Source organism: Microbispora sp. CSR-4 (assembly GCF_008033685.1).
Taxonomy (GTDB): Bacteria; Actinomycetota; Actinomycetes; order Streptosporangiales; family Streptosporangiaceae; genus Microbispora.
Map to the genome: position 1 here is coordinate 196759 of NZ_VJVX01000002.1, position 18933 is coordinate 215691.

The 18933-nt window shown below is 71.1% G+C and carries 20 protein-coding genes; 11 read left to right on the forward strand and 9 right to left on the reverse strand.

The window, feature by feature from the left end; translation table 11 throughout:
- Window positions 1–39 precede the first annotated feature (39 nt).
- The 4 genes from FLV34_RS04290 to FLV34_RS04305 all read right to left on the reverse strand — a co-directional run bounded on the left by FLV34_RS04290 (window position 40) and on the right by FLV34_RS04305 (window position 4739).
- Window positions 40–1287 (reverse strand): sugar ABC transporter permease, encoded by a 1248-nt coding sequence (locus tag FLV34_RS04290; RefSeq protein WP_142645483.1) that lies wholly within the window; start codon window positions 1285–1287, stop codon window positions 40–42.
- Window positions 1284–2060, reverse strand: a complete 777-nt coding sequence (locus FLV34_RS04295; RefSeq protein ID WP_030505450.1) for an ATP-binding cassette domain-containing protein — start codon at window positions 2058–2060, stop codon at window positions 1284–1286. The genes FLV34_RS04290 and FLV34_RS04295 overlap by 4 nt, the downstream gene beginning before the upstream one ends.
- 208 nt (window positions 2061–2268) lie before the next feature.
- The gene (locus FLV34_RS04300; RefSeq protein ID WP_142645484.1) at window positions 2269–3390 is read right to left on the reverse strand and encodes a sugar ABC transporter substrate-binding protein; all 1122 of its coding nucleotides are present in this window, start codon (window positions 3388–3390) and stop codon (window positions 2269–2271) included.
- Between the two features lie 623 nt (window positions 3391–4013).
- Entirely contained in the window at window positions 4014–4739 is a 726-nt protein-coding gene (locus tag FLV34_RS04305) for a sulfite exporter TauE/SafE family protein (protein WP_205829786.1), read from the reverse strand.
- A 178-nt stretch (window positions 4740–4917) separates the two neighbouring features.
- Here FLV34_RS04305 and FLV34_RS40185 point away from each other — a divergent pair, with 178 nt between their 5' ends.
- Window positions 4918–5232: a hypothetical protein gene (locus tag FLV34_RS40185; RefSeq protein ID WP_142645485.1), complete on the forward strand. Its 315-nt coding sequence runs from the start codon at window positions 4918–4920 to the stop codon at window positions 5230–5232.
- Window positions 5213–5548: a type II toxin-antitoxin system PemK/MazF family toxin gene (locus FLV34_RS04310; RefSeq protein WP_187280535.1), complete on the forward strand. Its 336-nt coding sequence runs from the start codon at window positions 5213–5215 to the stop codon at window positions 5546–5548. The genes FLV34_RS40185 and FLV34_RS04310 overlap by 20 nt, the downstream gene beginning before the upstream one ends.
- 172 nt (window positions 5549–5720) lie before the next feature.
- On the opposite strand, the gene FLV34_RS04315 is transcribed toward FLV34_RS04310, so the two are convergent.
- The 3 genes from FLV34_RS04315 to FLV34_RS04325 all read right to left on the reverse strand — a co-directional run bounded on the left by FLV34_RS04315 (window position 5721) and on the right by FLV34_RS04325 (window position 10134).
- Window positions 5721–8495, reverse strand: coding sequence for an aconitate hydratase (locus FLV34_RS04315; protein ID WP_147942421.1), 2775 nt, complete (start codon window positions 8493–8495; stop codon window positions 5721–5723).
- A gap of 288 nt (window positions 8496–8783) precedes the next feature.
- Complete coding sequence (locus FLV34_RS04320; RefSeq protein ID WP_142645487.1) at window positions 8784–9506, reverse strand: metal-dependent hydrolase; 723 nt, start codon at window positions 9504–9506, stop codon at window positions 8784–8786.
- A gap of 121 nt (window positions 9507–9627) precedes the next feature.
- Window positions 9628–10134: a hypothetical protein gene (locus tag FLV34_RS04325; protein WP_147942422.1), complete on the reverse strand. Its 507-nt coding sequence runs from the start codon at window positions 10132–10134 to the stop codon at window positions 9628–9630.
- 232 nt (window positions 10135–10366) lie between these two features.
- Between FLV34_RS04325 and FLV34_RS04330 the strand changes: the two genes are divergently transcribed.
- The 8 genes from FLV34_RS04330 (at window position 10367) to FLV34_RS04355 (ending at window position 16471) form a co-directional block, all read left to right on the forward strand.
- Window positions 10367–11101: a PadR family transcriptional regulator gene (locus tag FLV34_RS04330; protein ID WP_240970910.1), complete on the forward strand. Its 735-nt coding sequence runs from the start codon at window positions 10367–10369 to the stop codon at window positions 11099–11101.
- Between the two features lie 2 nt (window positions 11102–11103).
- A complete protein-coding gene (locus FLV34_RS04335) occupies window positions 11104–11790 on the forward strand; it encodes a DUF1707 domain-containing protein (RefSeq protein WP_147942423.1) in 687 nt (228 codons plus the stop codon).
- 85 nt (window positions 11791–11875) lie between these two features.
- Entirely contained in the window at window positions 11876–12985 is a 1110-nt protein-coding gene (locus tag FLV34_RS04340) for a ThiF family adenylyltransferase (protein ID WP_185948914.1), read from the forward strand.
- 82 nt (window positions 12986–13067) lie between these two features.
- Window positions 13068–13193, forward strand: coding sequence for a hypothetical protein (locus FLV34_RS42180; protein WP_260617097.1), 126 nt, complete (start codon window positions 13068–13070; stop codon window positions 13191–13193).
- Window positions 13194–13699: 506 nt separating this feature from the next.
- Complete coding sequence (locus FLV34_RS04345; RefSeq protein WP_142645490.1) at window positions 13700–14914, forward strand: hypothetical protein; 1215 nt, start codon at window positions 13700–13702, stop codon at window positions 14912–14914.
- Window positions 14889–15527, forward strand: a complete 639-nt coding sequence (locus FLV34_RS04350; RefSeq protein WP_142645491.1) for a DUF6879 family protein — start codon at window positions 14889–14891, stop codon at window positions 15525–15527. The genes FLV34_RS04345 and FLV34_RS04350 overlap by 26 nt, the downstream gene beginning before the upstream one ends.
- Window positions 15528–15608: 81 nt before the next feature.
- Window positions 15609–15737, forward strand: a complete 129-nt coding sequence (locus FLV34_RS42185; protein WP_260617098.1) for a hypothetical protein — start codon at window positions 15609–15611, stop codon at window positions 15735–15737.
- Between the two features lie 104 nt (window positions 15738–15841).
- Window positions 15842–16471, forward strand: coding sequence for a DUF6879 family protein (locus FLV34_RS04355; RefSeq protein WP_147942424.1), 630 nt, complete (start codon window positions 15842–15844; stop codon window positions 16469–16471).
- A gap of 162 nt (window positions 16472–16633) precedes the next feature.
- Here FLV34_RS04355 and FLV34_RS04360 read toward each other — a convergent pair whose 3' ends face one another.
- Entirely contained in the window at window positions 16634–17077 is a 444-nt protein-coding gene (locus tag FLV34_RS04360) for a MarR family winged helix-turn-helix transcriptional regulator (RefSeq protein ID WP_147942425.1), read from the reverse strand.
- 111 nt (window positions 17078–17188) lie between these two features.
- Between FLV34_RS04360 and FLV34_RS04365 the strand changes: the two genes are divergently transcribed.
- Window positions 17189–18091, forward strand: coding sequence for an alpha/beta hydrolase (locus FLV34_RS04365; RefSeq protein ID WP_147942426.1), 903 nt, complete (start codon window positions 17189–17191; stop codon window positions 18089–18091).
- Between the two features lie 243 nt (window positions 18092–18334).
- Here FLV34_RS04365 and mug read toward each other — a convergent pair whose 3' ends face one another.
- Window positions 18335–18871 (reverse strand): G/U mismatch-specific DNA glycosylase, encoded by a 537-nt coding sequence (gene mug / locus FLV34_RS04370; RefSeq protein WP_142645494.1) that lies wholly within the window; start codon window positions 18869–18871, stop codon window positions 18335–18337.
- Window positions 18872–18933: the final 62 nt, after the last annotated feature.

Here is an 18933-nt window from a genome sequence, read left to right on the forward strand (position 1 = left end):
GTCAGGGGTCGCAGATCACCTTATCGGGGCCCGATCACGTCATCTTCTGCCGGTCGCCGCCGCACGCTTCCTCGACAGGGCGTCCACGCCCGCGGCGAGCAGGAGCACCGAACCGGTCACGACGAACTTGACGCCGGCGCTGTAGCCCATGAGGCCCATGCCGTTCTCGATGACCGCGACCACCGCGCCGCCGAGCAGCGCGTCGAGCGCCCGGCCCTTGCCGCCGAAGAGGCTGGTGCCGCCGATGACGGCCGCGCCCACCGCGAACAGCAGCACGTTGCTGCCGCCGGTGTTGGGGTCGACCGAGTTGGCCCGCGACGCCGCGATGATGCCGCCGAGCGAGGCCATGAAGGAGCAGATGACGAAGGCGGAGATGCGGATGCGGTCCACGTTGATGCCGGCCCGGCGGGCGGCCTCGGCGTTGCCGCCGACCGCGTAGATGTGCCGGCCGTACGCCGTGCGCCGCAGCACGAAGGTCCAGACGATCAGCAGGATCACGATCAGCGGGACGACGATCGGCACGCCCTTGAGCGACACGAGCGCCGCGTTGCGGCTGCGCTCCAGGTTGAGGACGTACACCGCGATCCCGGAGACCACCGCGAGCGTCACGACCCGGGCGGCGATGACCGCGATCGGGGTGGCGACCAGGCCGCGCGCCGCGCGGCGGCGCGCCTGCAGGAGCTGGATCGCGGCGTACGCGACGACGCCCACGATCAGGGCCGCCCATCCGGCGACCGGCGGGACGTTCTTGTTGGCGATCGCGAGGATCGTCTCGTCGCGGATCGAGATGTTGGTGCCGTCCTTCACCAGCAGCAGGACGACGCCCTGGAAGGCCAGGAACGCCGCCAGCGTGACCACGAAGGACGGGATGCCGAGCTTGGCCACCAGCGACCCGAGCACCAGGCCGATGACCGCGCCGGTGACCATCGCGGCCAGGACCGCGAGATACCAGGGCCAGCCCTGCAGGGTGAGCAGCACGGCGAGCACCGCCGCGCAGACGCCGCTCGCGAAACCGGCGGACAGGTCGATCTCTCCGAGGAGGAGCACGAAGATCAGGCCCATGGCGATGACGGCGACCGCCGCGCCCTGGGTGAAGAGGTTGGCGAAGTTGACCGCCGAGAGGAAGGCCGGGCGCAGGACCGAGAAGACCACGCAGAGGATGATGAGGCCGAAGACCGCGGGAAGGGCCCCCAGCTCACCCCCCTTGATCCGCTCGAGATAGCCCTTGACGTGCACGCCGAGCGACGACTCGGCGTTCTCCTGCTTGGGGAGCGTTTCGGTTGTCATGATGCCGCTCCGTTGCCGTTCTTGAGCCCGAGCTCCCCGCTGCGCCCGGAGGTGATCAGTTCCACGATCTGCGCGTGGGTCACTTCGGACGCCTTGACCTGGGCGGCCATCCGTCCCAGGTACAGCGCCGCGATCCGGTCGGACACGGCGAAGACGTCGTTCATGTTGTGGGAGATGAGCACCACCGCGAGACCCTTGTCGGCCAGGCGGCGGACCAGTTCGAGCACCTGGGCGGTCTGCGCGACGCCGAGGGCGGCGGTCGGCTCGTCGAGGATGACGACCTTGCTGTTCCAGAGCACGGCCTTGGCGATCGCCACGGTCTGCCGCTGACCGCCGGACAGGCTGGAGACGTGCTGGCGCAGCGACTTGACGGTGCGGACGGACAGGCCGGCCAGCGTCTTGGCCGCCATCTCCTCCATCGTGTCCTCGTCCAGGACCAGACCGCTGCGGCGCTCACGGCCCAGGAACATGTTCTGCACGATGTCGAGGTTGTCGCAGAGGGCGAGGTCCTGGTAGACGATCTCGACGCCCAGCGCCGCCGCGTCCCTGGGCCCGCTCACGTGGACCCGCTCGCCGTCGAAGAAGTATTCGCCCGAGTCGATCGGGTGGATGCCGCCGATGCACTTGACCAGCGTCGACTTGCCGGCGCCGTTGTCGCCGACGAGTGCTGTCACCTCACCCGGGTAGGCCGAGAAGGCGACGTCGTGAAGGACCTGCACGGGGCCGAAGCTCTTGTTGATGCCGCGCAGTTCCAGGATCGGTCCCTGGGACACGATGGGCTACTCCGTAGATCGATGGGGCCGGTACGGCGCCGTTGTCCGGGCCGCCTCTCGTCGCTCCGGGCGGTGCGGGGCGCCCTGTGCCTGGTCGGAACGGTGCCCTGTCCGGACAGGGCGCCCCGCACGGTGCTCGTCGCGGCTCAGCACGTCACCCGCTAAGGGGGGTCCGCGTCGCCGTACGCACCCGGTGGATGGATGGTGCTTAGCTGATGCCGGCCTCGGTGCACTTGTCGGCGAACTCGCCGGTGCACAGCTCGTCCTTGCTCACGAAGCCGTCGGCCACGACGTCCTTGACGTTGTCGAAGAAGATGGCCTGGGGCTCCAGCAGCACGGACGGGACGTCGCGGTTGCCCTCGGTGTCCTTGACCGAGCCGCTCACCTGCGGCTGCTCACCCTTGGCCAGCGAGACCGCGAGCTGGGCGGCCGCGTCGGCCTCCTTCTTGATGGCCTTGTAGACCGTCATGCACTGGTCGCCGGCGAGGATGTTCTGCAGGCCCTGCACGGTGGCGTCCTGGCCGGTGACCGGGACCTTGCCGTTCAGCTTCTGCTTCTTCAGCACCGAGATCGCGGCGTTGCCGAGACCGTCGTTGGCGGCGAGGACACCGGCGATCTTCGGCTCCTGGGTGAGCATCTGCTCGAAGATCGTGCCGGCCTGGGTGTTGTCCCAGTCGGGAACCGACTGGTCCGGGCCCTTCTTGTACTCGCCGGAGTCGTACTTCGGCTGCAGCACGCTGTCGTAGCCCTGCTTGAACAGCGTCGCGTTGTTGTCGGTCGGCGAGCCGTTCAGCTCGGCGACGATCGGCTTGTCGGCCTTCTTGTCGGTCAGGCACTTGACCAGGCCCTCGCCCTGCAGCTTGCCGACCGCCGTGTTGTCGAACGACACGTAGTAGGAGGCGCTGCCGCCGAGCGTGAGGCGGTCGTAGTCGATCGTCGCGACACCCTGCGACTTGGCCTTGTCCAGCACGGCCTTGCCGGTGCCGCTGTCGAGGTTGACGATCATCAGGACGGTCGCGCCGTTGGTGATCATCTGGTCCGCGATCGTCTGGAACGCGGTCTTGTCGCCCTGGGCGTTCTGGATGTCCGACTGCACGCCCGCGGCGTCGAAGGCCTCCTGGAGGTACTTGCGGTCGGCGGTCTCCCACCGGGCGGAGGACTTGCTGTCCGGCAGGATGACGCCGATCTTGCCGGGCTTGGCGTCGCCGGCGGCGGCCGAGGGGGCGCCGCTGGCGTCCGCGGAGGTGTCACCGCTCTCGCCCCCGCAGGCGGTGAGACCGAGGGTGAGCGCCGCGGCGGCGGCGCCGATGCTGAGGATCCCCTTGCGCATGATGCGTGGGTCCTTTCTATGACTGGGGGTCTATGAGGGGGTGCGGCCGAGCCGGTGCCCCTTCCCGCCGTCTGGGCAGATCTTGTGGGTTGCAGGCACCTTGGCCACCCGGTACGGCAGGGCCGGGTCACGGCGTTCACCGCTCCAGGGAATGTTGTTTGAGACAACGTAAGCCCAAAGCCCAGGTGGTGAAAGACACAGGACGGTAACGTTTGTTGTTCGCGGTAACAATGAAGAAACGTAGGATCAACACCCGGCGACGTTTCGGTCCGCCCGGTTCCACAGGTGATCGTGACGTTCGTGACCCTGGGACTCCTACCGTCGGCAGGGACACCCCGTGACCCTTTCCGGTTCGGCCGAAACCTGTTCCCCGAGACGGCAGGGGCGAGCGCGGGGAACGGCGACGCTCCTCACGGTTCCCGCGACGCAGGCGCTGTCGATGGCGCCGCGGGACGCGGGCCCCGCCGATGCCGCGGGGAACGCCTGGACCGAGTACGCGATCGTCCACACCGACCCGCGGGTGGTCTCCGCGGGCCTGCCTGCCGTACGGCCCGGTCGTGGGCCCTGTTGTGGGCCCTCTTGTGGGCCCGGTTGTGGGCCCGGTTGTGGGCCGTGTTGTGGGTTCAGTGGGCGAGGCTCTGCCCGAGCAGCGCGCAGGCGGAGACGGCGGCCACGGCCAGGACGGCCGTGCGGACCCGCCCGCCGTCCAGATAACGCCGCAGCGGCCCGGAGGCCGCGAAACCGAGCAGGACGAACGGCACCAGCGCCGCCCCACCGGCCAGGGCGCGTCCCGGGAGCCTGCCGAGGAGCGCGAGGATGACGAGCGACTGCGCGGCGCTCACACAGAAGAACAGCGCCAGCGTGGCCCTGATCTGCGGACCCCGGGCGCTCTGGTAGACCAGCGCGATCGGCGGCCCGCCGATCCCGGTGGCCGTGCCGGTGATCCCCGAGAGGAACCCGGCGGCCGTCAGCGTCGCGCCGTTGCGCGGCACGGACACCGCGCGGGCCGTCAGCACGACCGCGACCAGCACCATCACGCCGACCAGCACGCCGAGCGTCGTCGTGCTCACGTAGACGACCACGAGAGCACCGATCGCGCTGCCCGGCAGCCGGCCCAGCAGGGCCCACCCCGCTCCCCGCCACTCGGCCCTGCGCCACTCCCTGGCCAGCGTGAACAGCGGCATCGTCAGGTTGACGACCTGGACCGCCCCCGGCATGACCGACGGATCGAGCAACGTGATCAGGGGCGCGGCCACCAGGCCCAGCCCGAACCCCACCCCGCCCTGTACGACCGCCCCGATGAAGACGGCCACTCCCCCGATGAGCAGCAACACCACGTCGTGATCCATGGGCAGGGACCCTAGCGACGCCCCGCTGCCGCCCGGCAACCAGTTATCCGGACCCGATAACTCAGACAATCACCGTCAGTAATCGAAAGTTGTTGCGAGAGTAATCAACGCCCTCGTAGTCTCCTACGTGGCGACATCGCCATAGCGCTTTTTGTAGACAGGATCGTAGCCTCGCCGTATGGGGAGCGAGCAACGCCACACGACGATCCGGGTCAGCACTCTTACTCGCGACAAGCTCGCGGCGATCGCAAAGCAGGAAGGCAGACCCATGACAGCAGTGATCGACGACGCCGTCGCCGAATATGAACACAGGAAATTCTGGGAGGAGTTGCGAGCAGCGGTCGAGCGGACCCGGCGAGAGGACCCCGCGGGCTGGGCCGACCACCTGGCGGAGACAGCCGTCTTCGACCGGGCCGCTCAAGACGGTCTCGAGCCGGAGGACTGGTCCTCCCACCTGCCACCGAAGGAGCACGATGCGGATAACGCGCGGTGACCTCTGGCTGGCCGACTACGGTCAGCCCACGGGCCGGGAACAGGGCGGGCCGAGGCCGGTGGTGGTCATGAGCGGCCGCGCCATGAACGACGTGCGGATGGGCCTGGTGTTCACCGTGCCGCTGACCACCACTGAGCGCGGCTGGCCCAGCCACATCGAGATCGCCCGCGGCACGGGCCTGGACAAGCGGTGCTGGGCGATGGTGGAGCAGTTCCGCGCCATGTCCGTGCAGCGCCTGACCAGGAGGATCGGCTGGGTGGAGGAGCCGGCACTCGAGAAGATGCGTGTCGTCCTGACTCACCTCATCCGGGCGTAGGCGAGCCGCCCGGAGCGGCCTCCGTACCCCTCTGCGCCCCGAGAGGCCGGCAGCGCGCGCCTGCCTGGCGGGGACTTCCGCCTTGCACGGGGCCACGTTCCAAGGCGCGGTGCCGGGCCGGCAGCCTCACTGCCGGCCCGGACCTCCCGAGATGTCAGCTCTTGACGAGCCCTCAGCTCTTGGCGAGCAGGGAGCGCAGGACGTACTGCATGATGCCGCCGTGGCGGTAGTAGTCCGCCTCGCCGGGGGTGTCGATACGCACCACGGCCTGGAACTCGACGTCCCCGGCCCGCACGGTGACGGTGGCGGGGGTCGAGCCGGCGTTGAGCTCCTCGACACCTACGATGTCGAAGGTCTCCTCGCCGGTCAGACCCAGCGACTCGGCGCTCGCGCCCTCGGGGAACTGCAGCGGCAGCACGCCCATGCCGATCAGGTTCGACCGGTGGATGCGCTCGTACGACTCGGCGATGACGGCGCGCACGCCGAGCAGCGCGGTGCCCTTGGCCGCCCAGTCACGCGACGACCCCGAGCCGTACTCCTTGCCGGCCAGGACGACCAGCGGGATGCCGGCGGCCTGGTAGTTCTGCGAGGCGTCGTAGATGAACGCCTGCTCCCCGCCCTTGGTGAAGTCGCGGGTGTAGCCGCCCTCCACGCCGTCCAGCAGCAGGTTGCGCAGCCGGATGTTGGCGAAGGTGCCGCGGATCATCACCTCGTGGTTGCCGCGGCGGGAGCCGTACGAGTTGAAGTCCCTGACCTCGACGCCGTGCTCGCGCAGGTAGCGGCCCGCCGGGGTGTCGGCCTTGATCGAGCCCGCGGGCGAGATGTGGTCGGTGGTGACCGAGTCGCCCAGCTTGGCCAGCACCCGGGCGCCCCGGATGTCGGTGACGGGCTCGGGCTTGGCCGGCATGCCGTCGAAGTACGGCGCCTTGCGGACGTACGTCGACTCCGGGTCCCACTGGAAGGTGTCGCCGGTCGGGATCGGCAGCGACCGCCAGTGCTCGTCGCCCTTGAACACGTCGGCGTAGTCACGCTTGAACATGTCCTGGCTGATCGACTCCGACACCACCGCCGCGACCTCCTCGGGCGCGGGCCAGATGTCCTTGAGGAAGACCGGCTGCCCGTCGACGCCGACGCCGAGCGGCTCGTTGTTCAGGTCGATGTCCATGGTCCCGGCCAGCGCGTACGCCACGACGAGCGGCGGCGAGGCCAGGTAGTTCATCTTGACGTCGGGGTTGATCCGGCCCTCGAAGTTGCGGTTGCCCGACAGCACGGCGGTGACCGCGAGGTCGTTCTCCTGGATCGCGGCGGAGATCTCCGGCTCCAGCGGGCCGGAGTTGCCGATGCAGGTGGTGCAGCCGTAGCCGACGAGGTTGAAGCCCAGCTTGTCGAGGTAGGGCTGGAGGCCCGACCGCTCGAAGTAGCCGGTGACGACCTGGCTGCCCGGGGCGAGCGAGGTCTTCACCCACGGCTTGCGCGACAGGCCCTTGTCCACCGCGTTCTTCGCCAGCAGGGCCGCGCCGAGCATGACGTACGGGTTGGAGGTGTTCGTGCAGGACGTGATCGCGGCGATCGTGACGACGCCGTGGTCGATCTCGAAGGACGTGCCGTCCGACAGCGTGACCGGGGTCGGCCGGTGCGGCCGCTCGCCGTTGCGCTTGACGGGGTGCGGCGCGTCGCCCGCCCCGCCGTGGTCGATAGCCGGAGGGTCCGAGGCCGGGAACGACTCGGCGGACGCCTCGTCGGCCGGGCCCTCGATGCAGTCGTCCGGGACGTACGTGCGGACCGCCGCGCGCCAGGCCGACTTGGCATCGGCCAGCGGGATGCGGTCCTGCGGGCGCTTCGGCCCGGCGATCGACGGGACGACGGTCGACAGGTCGAGCTCGATGTACTCGCTGAAGACGGGCTCGGGCGCCGAGGGGTCGAGCCACAGGCCCTGCTCCTTGGCGTACGCCTCGACCAGCGCGACCTGCTCCGGCGAGCGGCCGGTGAGCTTGAGGTAGTCGATGGTCTGGCCGTCGATCGGGAAGATGGCGCAGGTGGAGCCGAACTCGGGGCTCATGTTGCCGATCGTGGCGCGGTTGGCCAGCGGCACGCTGGAGACGCCCTCGCCGTAGAACTCCACGAACTTGCCGACCACGCCGTGCTTGCGCAGCATCTCGGTGATCGTGAGCACGAGGTCGGTCGCGGTGGCGCCGGCCGGCAGCTTGCCGGTCAGCTTGAAGCCGACCACCCGCGGGATCAGCATCGAGATCGGCTGGCCGAGCATCGCGGCCTCGGCCTCGATGCCGCCGACGCCCCAGCCGAGGACGCCGATGCCGTTCTCCATCGTGGTGTGGGAGTCGGTGCCCACGCAGGTGTCCGGGTACGCCTTGCCGTCGCGGGTCATGACGACGCGGGCCAGGTGCTCGATGTTGACCTGGTGGACGATGCCGGTGCCCGGCGGGACGACCTTGAACTCGTCGAACGCCGTCTGGCCCCAGCGCAGGAACTGGTAGCGCTCGCGGTTGCGCTCGTACTCCCGCTCGACGTTGCGCTGGAAGGAGTCGGGGTGGCCGAAGAAGTCCACGATGACCGAGTGGTCGATGACCATCTCGGCCGGAGCGAGCGGGTTGATCTTCGCCGGGTCGCCGCCCAGGTCGCGTACGGCCTCGCGCATCGTGGCGAGGTCGACGACACAGGGCACACCGGTGAAGTCCTGCATGATCACGCGCGCGGGGGTGAACTGGATCTCGACGCTCGGCTGGGCGTTCGGGTCCCAGCCCGCGATGGCGCGGATATGGTCGGCGGTGATGTTCGCGCCGTCCTCGGTGCGGAGCAGGTTCTCCAGCAGGATCTTGAGGCTGTACGGGAGGCGCGCCGACCCCTCGACGGCGTCCAGCCGGTAGATCTCGTATGACGCGTCACCGACGCGCAGCGTGTCACGGCTGCCGAAGCTGTTCGCGGACACGAAGTTCGCCTCCCCAGGGTTCCGGGATAGTCACAGGTTTCGTGTGCATCCTCCCGCACGCACGGGACACTCCTGACAATTAGGTTGCCCTAACCTGTGCGGCTCGGCGGATGTCTCGACATCAAGATATCCCTCAAGATATCTCGACATCAAGTTACTAATGGGTAGGCCGACGGCCATCGTTGTTGACGTCGGCAATCATGTGGATTTTTCGGTTTCGGGAAGTTCCCGCGTCCGCGCCGGCCGTGGAGCGTCCGGGCATAGACGCCGGCGGTCCGGCGTCCCCGCTCAGGCGGGCATCAAACGCAGGCAGAACAGCGCGATCACCACGATCGACAGGGCCGGGCCGAGGAACTGTTTCTCGAACGCCTTGCCGGTCTTGATCCCGATGTCCCACGGCAGGAGCCAGCGGCCCTTGATCGGCCACAAGACGGGACAGCCGCGCTCGGTCAGGCAGTCGCCGATCACGTGCACCAGGCAGCCGCCCCCGATGGCTAAGCCCAGCCAGGAGTAGGTGACCCCGAGCGACAGGAAGGTGACGAACAGCGCCGCGGTGAGGCCGATGTTCACGATCGCGGAGGTGAGCGTCTTGCCGGGCACGCCGATGCCCACCGCGCGGATGGCCAGGCCGATCATCAGCACGACCAGGATGTCGCGGCCGATGGCGTAGCGGGCGCCGAGCAGGTGTGCCCCCACTCCGGCCAGCACGCTGAACAGCAGGGAGTGGGTGGCGTGCCGGTGCCCGCCGCTCACGAAGTTAACGCCCTTGCTGATCAGCCAGGTCGCCGGTCCGAACGTCTGGGCGATCGTGGCACTGGGGTGGTCGAGATCGGGCAGCATGGCCGCGCCCGCGCACACCACGGCGCCCGCGACGAGCTCGGGCGGGCTCAGGATCGGCCCCGTCAGCGTCGCCAGCTCGGGATGCCCGAGCACGTCCGGCAGTGCCACCAGGCCCGGCGCGACCGCCAGCCACACCGCCGCCCCGCTCAGGGCGTGCGAGTGCCCCATCATGACAAGATCACGCCTTGAGACTCTACGGCAAAGCACCGGCAAATTCCGCGAAGCACCCACCCCTCCGGATGCGTGTCGCCCCGATCGCCGCCACGGCGAGCAGCCGCCGCGCGTGGTCATGTCACGGGACGCGCTCGATGCCACCGCTCTCGGCCGCGCGTTCGATCGCCGCGAGCAGCCGGTGGTGGCGGGCGGCGGCATGGAAGTCAGGGTGAGCGGGGCGCCCCTCGGCGATCGCCCGGGCGATCTCCTGGTAGAACGCCGCCACGCTGGCCGCCGGTCCGGCCGCCGGGTCGAAGGGGACGGTCCGATACGCGTCGGGAACGGCCACCCGGTCGTCGCCGGACCGGATGTCCCAATCGGTCCAGTGCATGTGGACGCCCGGTCTGGGCGGCGTGATGGTCAGCGTGCCCACGGAGCCCGCGAGCTTCACGAAGAACCCGTCGGGGCTTCCGTCTCCCCCGTGCACCGCTCCCCCGTGCACCGCTCCCCCGCACACCGCTCCCCCATACACCGCGACCGAGGCCATGGTGCCGCCGTCGAGCCGGAGTGACCCGGCCTCCCGAGCGCCGCCGCTTCCGAAGCACCACCAGGGCCGGTCGGCGAGGCGCCGGCCGGGAAATGACAAAGACGGGATCGTCCCGCTCCAAGAGCACCCCCCAGCCCTCTCAGAGCAGAACGATCCCGTCTTCGTGAGAGATAACGCTACGGTCTCGGGGCCTGTTCCCTGTACTCGAAAAACTTCCTCGTGAGCTATGTCACTCTTACCCGGGCATTGTCGGAAGATGCATCGCGATATATCGTTGAGCCATCGAGAACAGATCGTGAGCCAGTCGAATCGGCCAGAAGGGGGCACTGCGATGAGTTGGGCACACGCGGTCGGGGGGCCCGGGACCCACACGGGGTTCGAGCACCGGTTGAGACACGAGATGCGCCGCGCGATGCGCGAGGCGTTCACGAAGGGGGCGGCCATGTGGCAGCAGGAACACCACGAGGGCGGGGGCCCTCACGAGCACCGGCACAGGGGCGGCATGCGGGGGCGCGGCCCGTGGGGCGGTTTCGGACCGGGCCCGTTCGGGCCGCCGTGGGCGGGCGGCAACTTCCCGTTCGGCCCGCGGGGCTTCGGACGGGGCAGGAAGGCCAAGCGCGGTGACGTGCGGGCGGCGATCCTCGCCCTGCTCGCCGAGGAGCCGCGCAACGGCTACCAGATCATCCAGGAGATCGCCGAGCGCAGCCAGGGCGGATGGAAGCCCAGCCCGGGCGCGGTCTACCCGGCGCTGCAGCAGCTCACCGACGAGGGCCTGGTGCGCGCCGAGGAGACCGACGGGCGCAAGACGTTCCAGCTCACCGAGGCCGGCCGCGCCTACGTCGAGGAGCACGGTGACGAGGTCCGGGCGCCCTGGGAGGAGATGACACCGGACATCGGCGACAACGTCCACGAGCTGTTCGACCTGTCCAGGCAGGCGGCGTCGGCGCTGGTGCAGATCGCCCACTCGGGCACCGAGGGGCAGGTCAGGCAGGCGCGGCAGGTCCTGACCGAGACCAGGCGGCGGCTCTACCAGATCCTCGCCGACGGCGACCCTGTGGAGGAGTGACGATGGTCTCCCCCGACGAGCCCGCCGCCGCAGGCGGCGCACACGCCGGCCACGACGGCGGCACGCCGAGGGCAGGGTCGGCGGGCCGCACCCCGCCGAGCGGTCCCGCGCACGGCGGGCTGCGGATCGGCGACCGGGAGCGCGACGAGGTGACGCGGCTGCTGCACGACGCGTTCGCGCAGGGCCGCATCACCCGCGAGGAGCTCGACGAGCGCCTCGACGCGACGCTCTCGGCGCGTACGGCCGAGGACCTCCGGCGGGTGACCGCCGACCTGCCCGGCGCATGGCCGGGCGACGCCCGGACCGGGGGCGCGCCGGGCGGCGGCCCGCGGACCGGGAGCCCGTGGCACGCGGGCTTCCCGTCCGCCGGCCTGCCCGGTTTTCCCGGCTCCCCCATGGGCGCCCGCCCCGGTCCGTACGGCCCCCTCCGGCCCGGCGGACCGCAGTGGGCCGCGGCCCAGGGCAACTGGGGACAGGGCGGCTGGGGACGGGGCATGGCCCCGCGGTGGCACGGCCGCCGTCCGCATCCGGCCATGTTCCTCATCCCGGTTGCCGCGATCGTCCTCCTGATGGCAGGCCCGATGTGGCCGCCGTTCCTGGTGCTCAAGCTCGTGTTCGTCGCCCTGGTGGTGAGGGCGGTGCTGGGCATGACCCACCGGCGCCGTCACGGGCCCTACTCACGACACTGACTCCGGGTATTGCGAATCGGAGCTCCAGGTGATGACTTCTCGGTAGGACCGCCCGCAACCCCCTGCCGAGGAGGAACCGGGAGCCGTGCTGCTGCCACGGGTCAAGCGGAGGCACGAGCCACACCGCTTCGAGGACGGAACGGTACGCATCGGCGGCGAGATCTACGGGCTGGCCGCCGAGATCAGGGATCCGACGGGGGGCGCGTGGGCCGCGCTCAGCCTGATGGACGGCACCCGGTCTCCCGACGACGTCGCGGAGGCCGTGTGCCGTCGCCTGCCCGGCGTCTCCGCGTCCCAGGCGGCGCGGATCGTCGCCGCCCTCATCGCGTCGGGGCACGTGGAGGACGCCGCGGCTCCGGCGCCGGGCGAGCTCACCGAACGGGAGCGCACCCGGTACGACCGGAGCCGGGCGTTCTTCCAGCAGGTCGACCTGGTGCCTGGACGGCAGGGGTGGGACGCGCAGGTGCGGCTGCGCGCCGCCCGGGTCGTGGTGCTGGGCCTCGGCGGCACGGGGAGCCATGCCGCGTGGGCCCTCGCCGCCTCCGGCGTCGGCCGCCTGCACTGCGTCGACGCCGACGTGGTGGAGCTGTCGAACCTGAACCGTCAGGTCCTCTACACCGAGGACGACCTCGGCCGGGCCAAGGCGGACGTGGCCGTCGGCAGGTTGCGCCGGCTGAACTCCGACATCGAGGTCACGGGCGAGCGGCGGGTGATCGGCAGCGAGGCCGACCTGCTGTCGATCCTGGCGGGCGCCGACGTCCTCGCGCTGTGCGCCGACGAGCCGAGGGAGCCGGGCATCCGGATCTGGGCCAACCGGATCTGCGCGCGGGCCGGCGTGCCCTGGGTCGGCGGAGGCTACAACGGCCCGCTCGTCACCGTGGGCACCTTCGCACCCGGGCGCGGCGCCTGCTACGAGTGCCTGGCTGCGGGCGAGGCGCGCCGCCGCAGGCCGGGCCTTCCGGTGGACCTCGGAGGACCGGGCGTGGTCGCCGCCTCGGCCGGCCTGTCGGGGCACCTGGTCGCCCATTCGGTGATCTCGCTGATCACCGGAGTGCCCGAGCCCGCAATCGGAACGGTCGTCGGGCTGAACCTCATCGCACCCGACCAGCATGTGTGGGTCCGGCATCCGCCTCGCCCCGGCTGCCCGGTCTGTGGAATTCAGCGGACATCGGCCGAGTCGCAAAACAGGACTTGACCGATCATGTGCAACATCCGAACATTTAGGTGTTTTCTCGCGCGAGGTCCGCACCACACAAATCCACAACAGAAGGTGCCCGATGACCCCTCAAGAGCAAAACCAGACCCAGCCGGAGGAAGAGGTCGAGCCGATCGCGGCCGATATCGCGATCCGCAGGCTCGACAAGATCGAGACGACGGCCTTCAGCCAGGGGAACTCGACCTGAGGCCGTCCGGCGGTGCCTGACGCATGCCGCCCGCCACGAGCGGGTTTCCCGGTGGACGCATCGCGAGGCGGAGGAGGCCGCGACGGAGCCATGGGCGCCTTTCCCGGGCCCCGCGGAAAGCCCGTGCCGGCGCGGGATTTCCGCGAGCGGTTCCCCGGGCCCTGCAGTGGTTCCGGTCTCCGTGATGGTTTCGAGACCCGCAGCACTTCCGGGATCCGCCGCACTTCCGGGCTCGGCTGCACGCCCGGGATCCGCCGCACTTCCGGGCTGCGCCGCGGTTCCGGGATCTGTGGCGATTCCGGGCGCGTACGGAATCACCACGGGAAGCGCGTACGGAATCGCCACGGGAAGGACACCGATTTCGGTCCCTCCGGAAAATCCGTTTCCGCGAGGAGTTCACCAAGGGTGACCCGCGGCGAGGCGCCGTACGCAGTGGGATGTGATTCGTCAGGCAGGACCGGGGCGGGCCGTGCGCCCGCCCCGGTGCCCCCCGCAGGTCACTCGTCATGACGGCGACCCGGGTCATCCTGCACGACCTCGGCGTACGCCGGGATCGCGCGGAGTGGATCGTCGGACGGGTGGAGACCGGGGACGTCATCGCCGTGCCCGAGCAGGGCATGCGGGTCATCCGCCTGTTCCAGGAGGGGGCCACGGTCCCCGAGGTGGAGCGCCGGCTCGGCGCGGAGACCGGGACCCGGATCAACGTGGGCGGCTTCGTCGACGGCCTGGTGCGAGCGGGCCTGGTGGCGGCGGTGGACGGCCACCCCGTTCCCGCGCCCGCTCCCCCGCCGCCCACCTTTCCGCGGCTGCTGCCCCGCCACGTGCGGTGGACGCTCGATCCGGTGCTGCACGCCGCCCTGGCGGCCGTGATCCTGGCCGGTGTGGTGGTGGCGCTGCTGCGGCCGGGCGTGATGCCCGGCTGGCGGGACCTGCTCTGGAGCGACCACGGGACGCTGGTCCTGCTGGGGCAAACGGCGGCCGGCTGGCTGCTGATCCTCCTGCACGAGCTGGCCCATCTGTGCACGGCTCGCGCCGCCGGCGTGCCGGGGCGCATCAGGTTCGGCACCCGTCTGCAGTTCCTCACGGCGCAGACCGAGGTGTCGGGCATCTGGCTGGCGGAGCGCCGGGTCCGGCTGACGGTCTACCTCTCGGGCATGGCGCTGGACGCCGCCCTGTGCGCGGTCTGTCTCCTGCTGACCGCGACGACGGGGCCGCACCCGGCCCTGTCGGTCGTCGCCCTGACGGCGCTGGTCATGCTGTCGGCGCAGTTCCTGGTGTTCATGCGCACCGACCTCTACTTCGTCCTGCAGGACGTGACGGGCTGCCGGAACCTGTACGGCGACTCCGTCGCGTACGCCGCGCACGTGTGCCGCCGGGTCCTGCTGCGCCGGTCGGCCGATCCGCTCGCCCGGCTGCCCAGGGCCGAGGGCCGGTGGGTCCGGGCGTACACCGCACTGCTCGTCGCCGGGACCGCGCTGTGCCTCTGGCTCGCCGCGGCGGTGACGGTCCCGGCGACCCTGGGCCTGCTCGCCGGTGCCGTGCGCGCACTTCTCGACCCGCCCGGCTGGGTGGCCGCGGCGGACGGCGTGGTCACGGTGCTGGTCGTCACCGGGTTCCACGTCCTCTGGGCCACGACGTGGTGGCGCAGGCACGGCCCGAAGGCGCGCCGTGCCGCCGGATTGCTGAGGAGGAACCGTGATCCCGAGCGAGGTGTTCGATGACGTCAGGGCCGCCGACGGCGAGTTCCTGGGGTTGGCGGCCTACCAGGCGGAGTTCGAGGAGGTCTACCGCGACGCGTCGGAGGTGGTGTGGAAGCTGGAGCGCGCCCAGCACTTCCACGAGCCGGCCGTGCCGAGCTGGCGGGCCGCCGACGCGGGCGACTGGGCGAAGGCCGTCGAGCTCATCGAGGAGATGCGGGCCCCGCTGACCGCGATGTACCGCGAGCGGGCCCCGTTCCGGCGGCTGCGTGTCGTCGAGCTGCCCCTCACTCCCTACCTGCGGTGGGAGGCGCAGATCTTCGCCGTACGGGTGGCGGCGGGCGAGGAGATCAGAGTGATCGGAGCGGCGGCGGTCGCCCCCCTGGAGACCCGGGCGCCGCTGCCCGAGCTGGTGGTCTTCGGCCCGAGCCTGCTGTACGAGGTCCGCTACGACGAGATCGGGGCCGCCGTCGGGGCCCGCCGGATCACCGACACCGCGGTCGTCGCCCCCTGCCTGTCCGCCCTGGCCTCCCTGTACGGCGAGGGCGAGGACCTGATGCCGTTCTTCGAACGCGAGGTGGCCCCGCTGCCGCCCCCGCTCGATCTGTCGGAGAAGTCCGCGGAGATTGGGCCTTGACCCTGAATCGGCAGCGGCCAACGATCGACGTGTCGCCCTCGGGGGAGAGTTTGCGGCCACGCCGACGAACGGGAGGGTGAGATGAAGCCGGCCGAGCCAGAACCCGAGGTGGTGCAGGAGACCGAAGGAACGGCGAGGACGAGGCAGATCACGATCAGGCTGCTGGACGCGGCGGAGACGGCCGTGTGCAGCAACTCGACGGGGAACTGACTGACCAGACGTCCGCGGAAGATCCAAGCGCGCCAGTTTCCAGATCCGGGCCGGGGCCTGGCGCGCTCCGACCAGCGATTCGGCTTCTGGCCGAAGGAGACTTCATGCCCGGAGAAGCGTTCGAGCACGTCAGACAGGCCGCGGGAGAGGTGCTTCCCGTGGTGGAGTACCGGACCGAGCTCTACGACCACCTGCGCCGGATGGAGGGTGTCGTATGGAAGCTGGAACGCGCCCAGCACTTCCACGAGCCCGACACCCCGAGCTGGGTCGCCATGATGAGCGGTGACTGGGACCGGTCGCTCTCGCTGATGGCCGAGATGCGCTTCGCCGACGACCTGCCGCCCCGGGCGGAGCTGCGCCGGCTGCGGATCGTCGAGATGCCGCCGACGCCCTACCTGCAGTGGGAGATCGTGCTGCTCGCGGCGCGCACGCGGGCGGGCGAGCGGGCGCGGGCGCTGCACGCCCGGTCCGTACGCCGCCTGGAGACCCGCGCTCCGCTGCCCGAGCTGCTGATCGTCGACAGGGACCTGATGTACGAGATCCTCTACGACGAGATCGGCGCCCATGTGGGCGGGCGGCGGATCACCGACACCCGGGTGGTCGGGGACTGCACGCGAGCCGTCGCGGAGCTGTACGCCGGCGCCGAGGACATGGTGGCCTTCCACGACCGCGAGGTGGCACGGCTGCCGCCGCCGGGCACCGGGCGGATCCTGTCCCGCCCCGGCCACCCGTGAGGCGCGCCCGGCCGCGCCGGCGGGACAGGTGACGGCGGGGCAGGGACGGCAGGCAGGGGACGGCAGGCAGGGGACGGCAGGACGAAGCGACGACGGGGGCGGCAGGGCAGGTGACGGTCGCCGGGCCGGGGGACGGAGCATGATGAGCGGGCGGGGCAGGGCTCAGGCCCCGTCCCGCCCGTGCTCCTCCAGCGCCGTGCGCAGCGTGGCGAGCGTGGCGGCGGTCCGGGCGAGCTCGGCGGGCGGGACGGCGGCGGGGCGGGCGGCCAGCCCGTCCCGCAGGGGCGGGCGGGCCGCGGCCAGGAGCCGGGAGCCCTCCGGCGTGAGGCTGAGGACGGATGACCGTCGGTCGTCCGGATGCGCCGTGCGCACGCACAGGCCCGCGCTTTCGAGCCGGTCGACGGCCTTGCTCACGGCTCCGACCGTGATCCCCACCTCGCGCACGATGTCGAGCACCCGGCAGCCGGGACGGCCTTCGATGATGTCCAGGAACTCGAACTGCCCCAGGCCGATGCCGTGCTCGGCGCGCAGCCGGTCGCTCACCGTGTTGTACAGCCGGGTCTCGACGCGGACGAGATCGGTGAACAGGCGAGTGATGTCGGTCACATCCGCCGAACATGTCGATTCCAAGGAATCATCTTCTTGGGAATCGGGTTTACGATCACACGTGCATTCCACGGAATGCATCCTTTCACCATCGACTCCCCGGAGGTTCTGATGACCCGCAAGCAGCGTGAGGCCGTCGACGCCCTGCACCGCAACGCCCCCGTCCACCCGAACCCGACCCTGGAGGAGCAGCGCGCCGGATTCGCCCTCGCCCTGACCCGGCCCGTGCCCGACGACGTCACGGTGCGGGAGACCGAGCTCGGCGGCCGTCCCGCGCTCGACCTGGCCCCGGCCGCCGGCGCCGGGCGCGGGCGGCTGCTCCACTTCCACGGCGGCGGCTACATCCTGGGATCGCCCGGCACGCACGCCGGGTTCACCGCCCAGTTGGTACGCCGTGCGGGGTTGCGGGCGACGTCCGTCGACTATCGGCTGGCCCCCGAGCACCCCTTCCCCGCCGCGGTCGAGGACGGCCTGGCCGCCTATCGGGCACTGCTCGACGAAGGCGTACGGCCGGAGGAACTGGTGCTGGCCGGTGACTCGGCGGGTGGCGGGCTGGTCGTCGCGACCCTGGTCGCGGCCCGCGACGCCGGTCTGCCGCAGCCCGCGGGCGCCGTCCTCTTCTCCCCCTGGACCGACCTGACCCTCAGCGGGGAGAGCATGCACACGAAGAAGGACGCCGACCCGATCTTCGTGCCGGAGGCGCTCCAGACGTTCGCCACCCCCTACCTGGCCGGCCAGGACGCCACCCAGCCGCTGGCCAGCCCCGTCTTCGCCGACCTCCGGGGCCTGCCTCCGCTGCTGGTGCAGGCCGGCTCGAACGAGCTCCTGCTGGACGACTCCGTCCGGCTCGCGAGGCGTGCGGCCGCCGACGAGGTGGAGGTCACGCTGCGGGTCTGGCCGCAGGTGCCGCACGTCTTCCAGAACCACTTCGGCCACCTCGACGAGGCCGACGAGGCGCTCGACGAGGCCGCCGGCTTCCTGGCCGCCAAGGTACGGATCGGGCGCGAGGCATAGAAACGCGAGGCCCAGAAACGCGAGGCCCAGAAATCCGGCACGCGGCACAGGGATCGGGCACGGAGCGGAGGGGTGCACCGGCCTCGGGGCGGAAAGGCCCCACGAGCGGGCCGCCCCCGACCGCGGCGGTCAGGCCCGTCACGCCGATGGCGGGCACAGGTGGTCGAGCCCGTCGAGCCCGTCAGACCGGCGGGCACAGGCCGTGGAGCCCGTCAGACCGGCAGGCACAGGCCGTGGAGCCCGTCAGACCGGCGGGCGCAGGCGGGCCATCTCGGCGGCGATGGCCTCCAGCCTCCAGTGGGCGTTCAGCCCGCTGGGGTTGGGCAGCACCCACAGCGCCGCCCCGCCGACCGTCTCCTCCTGCGGGCCGATCCGGGCGGCGGGGCGCGCGAAGGCGACCCGGTAGGCCGACACCCCCGCTATCGCCAGGACGCGGGGGCGGACCTCCGCGACCAGCCGCTCGAGCCGGGCGCCGCCCTCGCGGAGCTCGTCGGGGGTCAGCTCGTCGGCCCGTGCGGTCGCCCGGGCCACGATGTTGGTGATGCCGAGCCCGTACGACGGGAGCAGGTGCTGCTCGGACGGCGCGAGCCTGCGTGGCACGAGCCCGGACAGGTGCAGCGCGGGCCAGAACCGGTTGCCCGGCCGCGCGAAGTGGTGACCGGTCGCGGCCGAGTAGAGGCCGGGGTTGATCCCGCAGAACAGCACGTCGAGCCCGGGGCCGAGCACGTCGTCGATCGTCGCGTTCTGCGCCGCCTCCAGGTCGGCTTTCGTGGGGGCCATGCGGTGATGCTAGCCGCGCGGGACGACCGTGCCCGCCCCGCCGACGGCGCTCGCGGGGACGC

What these genes read in the sequence shown, in the direction of transcription:
- FLV34_RS04290 (WP_142645483.1), bottom strand. Translation starts at nt 1,287, where the DNA reads ATGACAACCGAAACGCTCCCCAAGCAGGAGAACGCCGAGTCGTCGCTC.
- FLV34_RS04300 (WP_142645484.1), bottom strand. Translation starts at nt 3,390, where the DNA reads ATGCGCAAGGGGATCCTCAGCATCGGCGCCGCCGCCGCGGCGCTCACC.
- FLV34_RS04305 (WP_205829786.1), bottom strand. Translation starts at nt 4,739, where the DNA reads ATGGATCACGACGTGGTGTTGCTGCTCATCGGGGGAGTGGCCGTCTTC.
- FLV34_RS40185 (WP_142645485.1), top strand. Translation starts at nt 4,918, where the DNA reads ATGGGGAGCGAGCAACGCCACACGACGATCCGGGTCAGCACTCTTACT.
- FLV34_RS04310 (WP_187280535.1), top strand. Translation starts at nt 5,213, where the DNA reads ATGCGGATAACGCGCGGTGACCTCTGGCTGGCCGACTACGGTCAGCCC.
- FLV34_RS04320 (WP_142645487.1), bottom strand. Translation starts at nt 9,506, where the DNA reads ATGATGGGGCACTCGCACGCCCTGAGCGGGGCGGCGGTGTGGCTGGCG.
- FLV34_RS04330 (WP_240970910.1), top strand. Translation starts at nt 10,367, where the DNA reads ATGAGTTGGGCACACGCGGTCGGGGGGCCCGGGACCCACACGGGGTTC.
- FLV34_RS04335 (WP_147942423.1), top strand. Translation starts at nt 11,104, where the DNA reads ATGGTCTCCCCCGACGAGCCCGCCGCCGCAGGCGGCGCACACGCCGGC.
- FLV34_RS42180 (WP_260617097.1), top strand. Translation starts at nt 13,068, where the DNA reads ATGACCCCTCAAGAGCAAAACCAGACCCAGCCGGAGGAAGAGGTCGAG.
- FLV34_RS04345 (WP_142645490.1), top strand. Translation starts at nt 13,700, where the DNA reads ATGACGGCGACCCGGGTCATCCTGCACGACCTCGGCGTACGCCGGGAT.
- FLV34_RS42185 (WP_260617098.1), top strand. Translation starts at nt 15,609, where the DNA reads ATGAAGCCGGCCGAGCCAGAACCCGAGGTGGTGCAGGAGACCGAAGGA.
- FLV34_RS04355 (WP_147942424.1), top strand. Translation starts at nt 15,842, where the DNA reads ATGCCCGGAGAAGCGTTCGAGCACGTCAGACAGGCCGCGGGAGAGGTG.
- FLV34_RS04365 (WP_147942426.1), top strand. Translation starts at nt 17,189, where the DNA reads ATGACCCGCAAGCAGCGTGAGGCCGTCGACGCCCTGCACCGCAACGCC.
- mug (WP_142645494.1), bottom strand. Translation starts at nt 18,871, where the DNA reads ATGGCCCCCACGAAAGCCGACCTGGAGGCGGCGCAGAACGCGACGATC.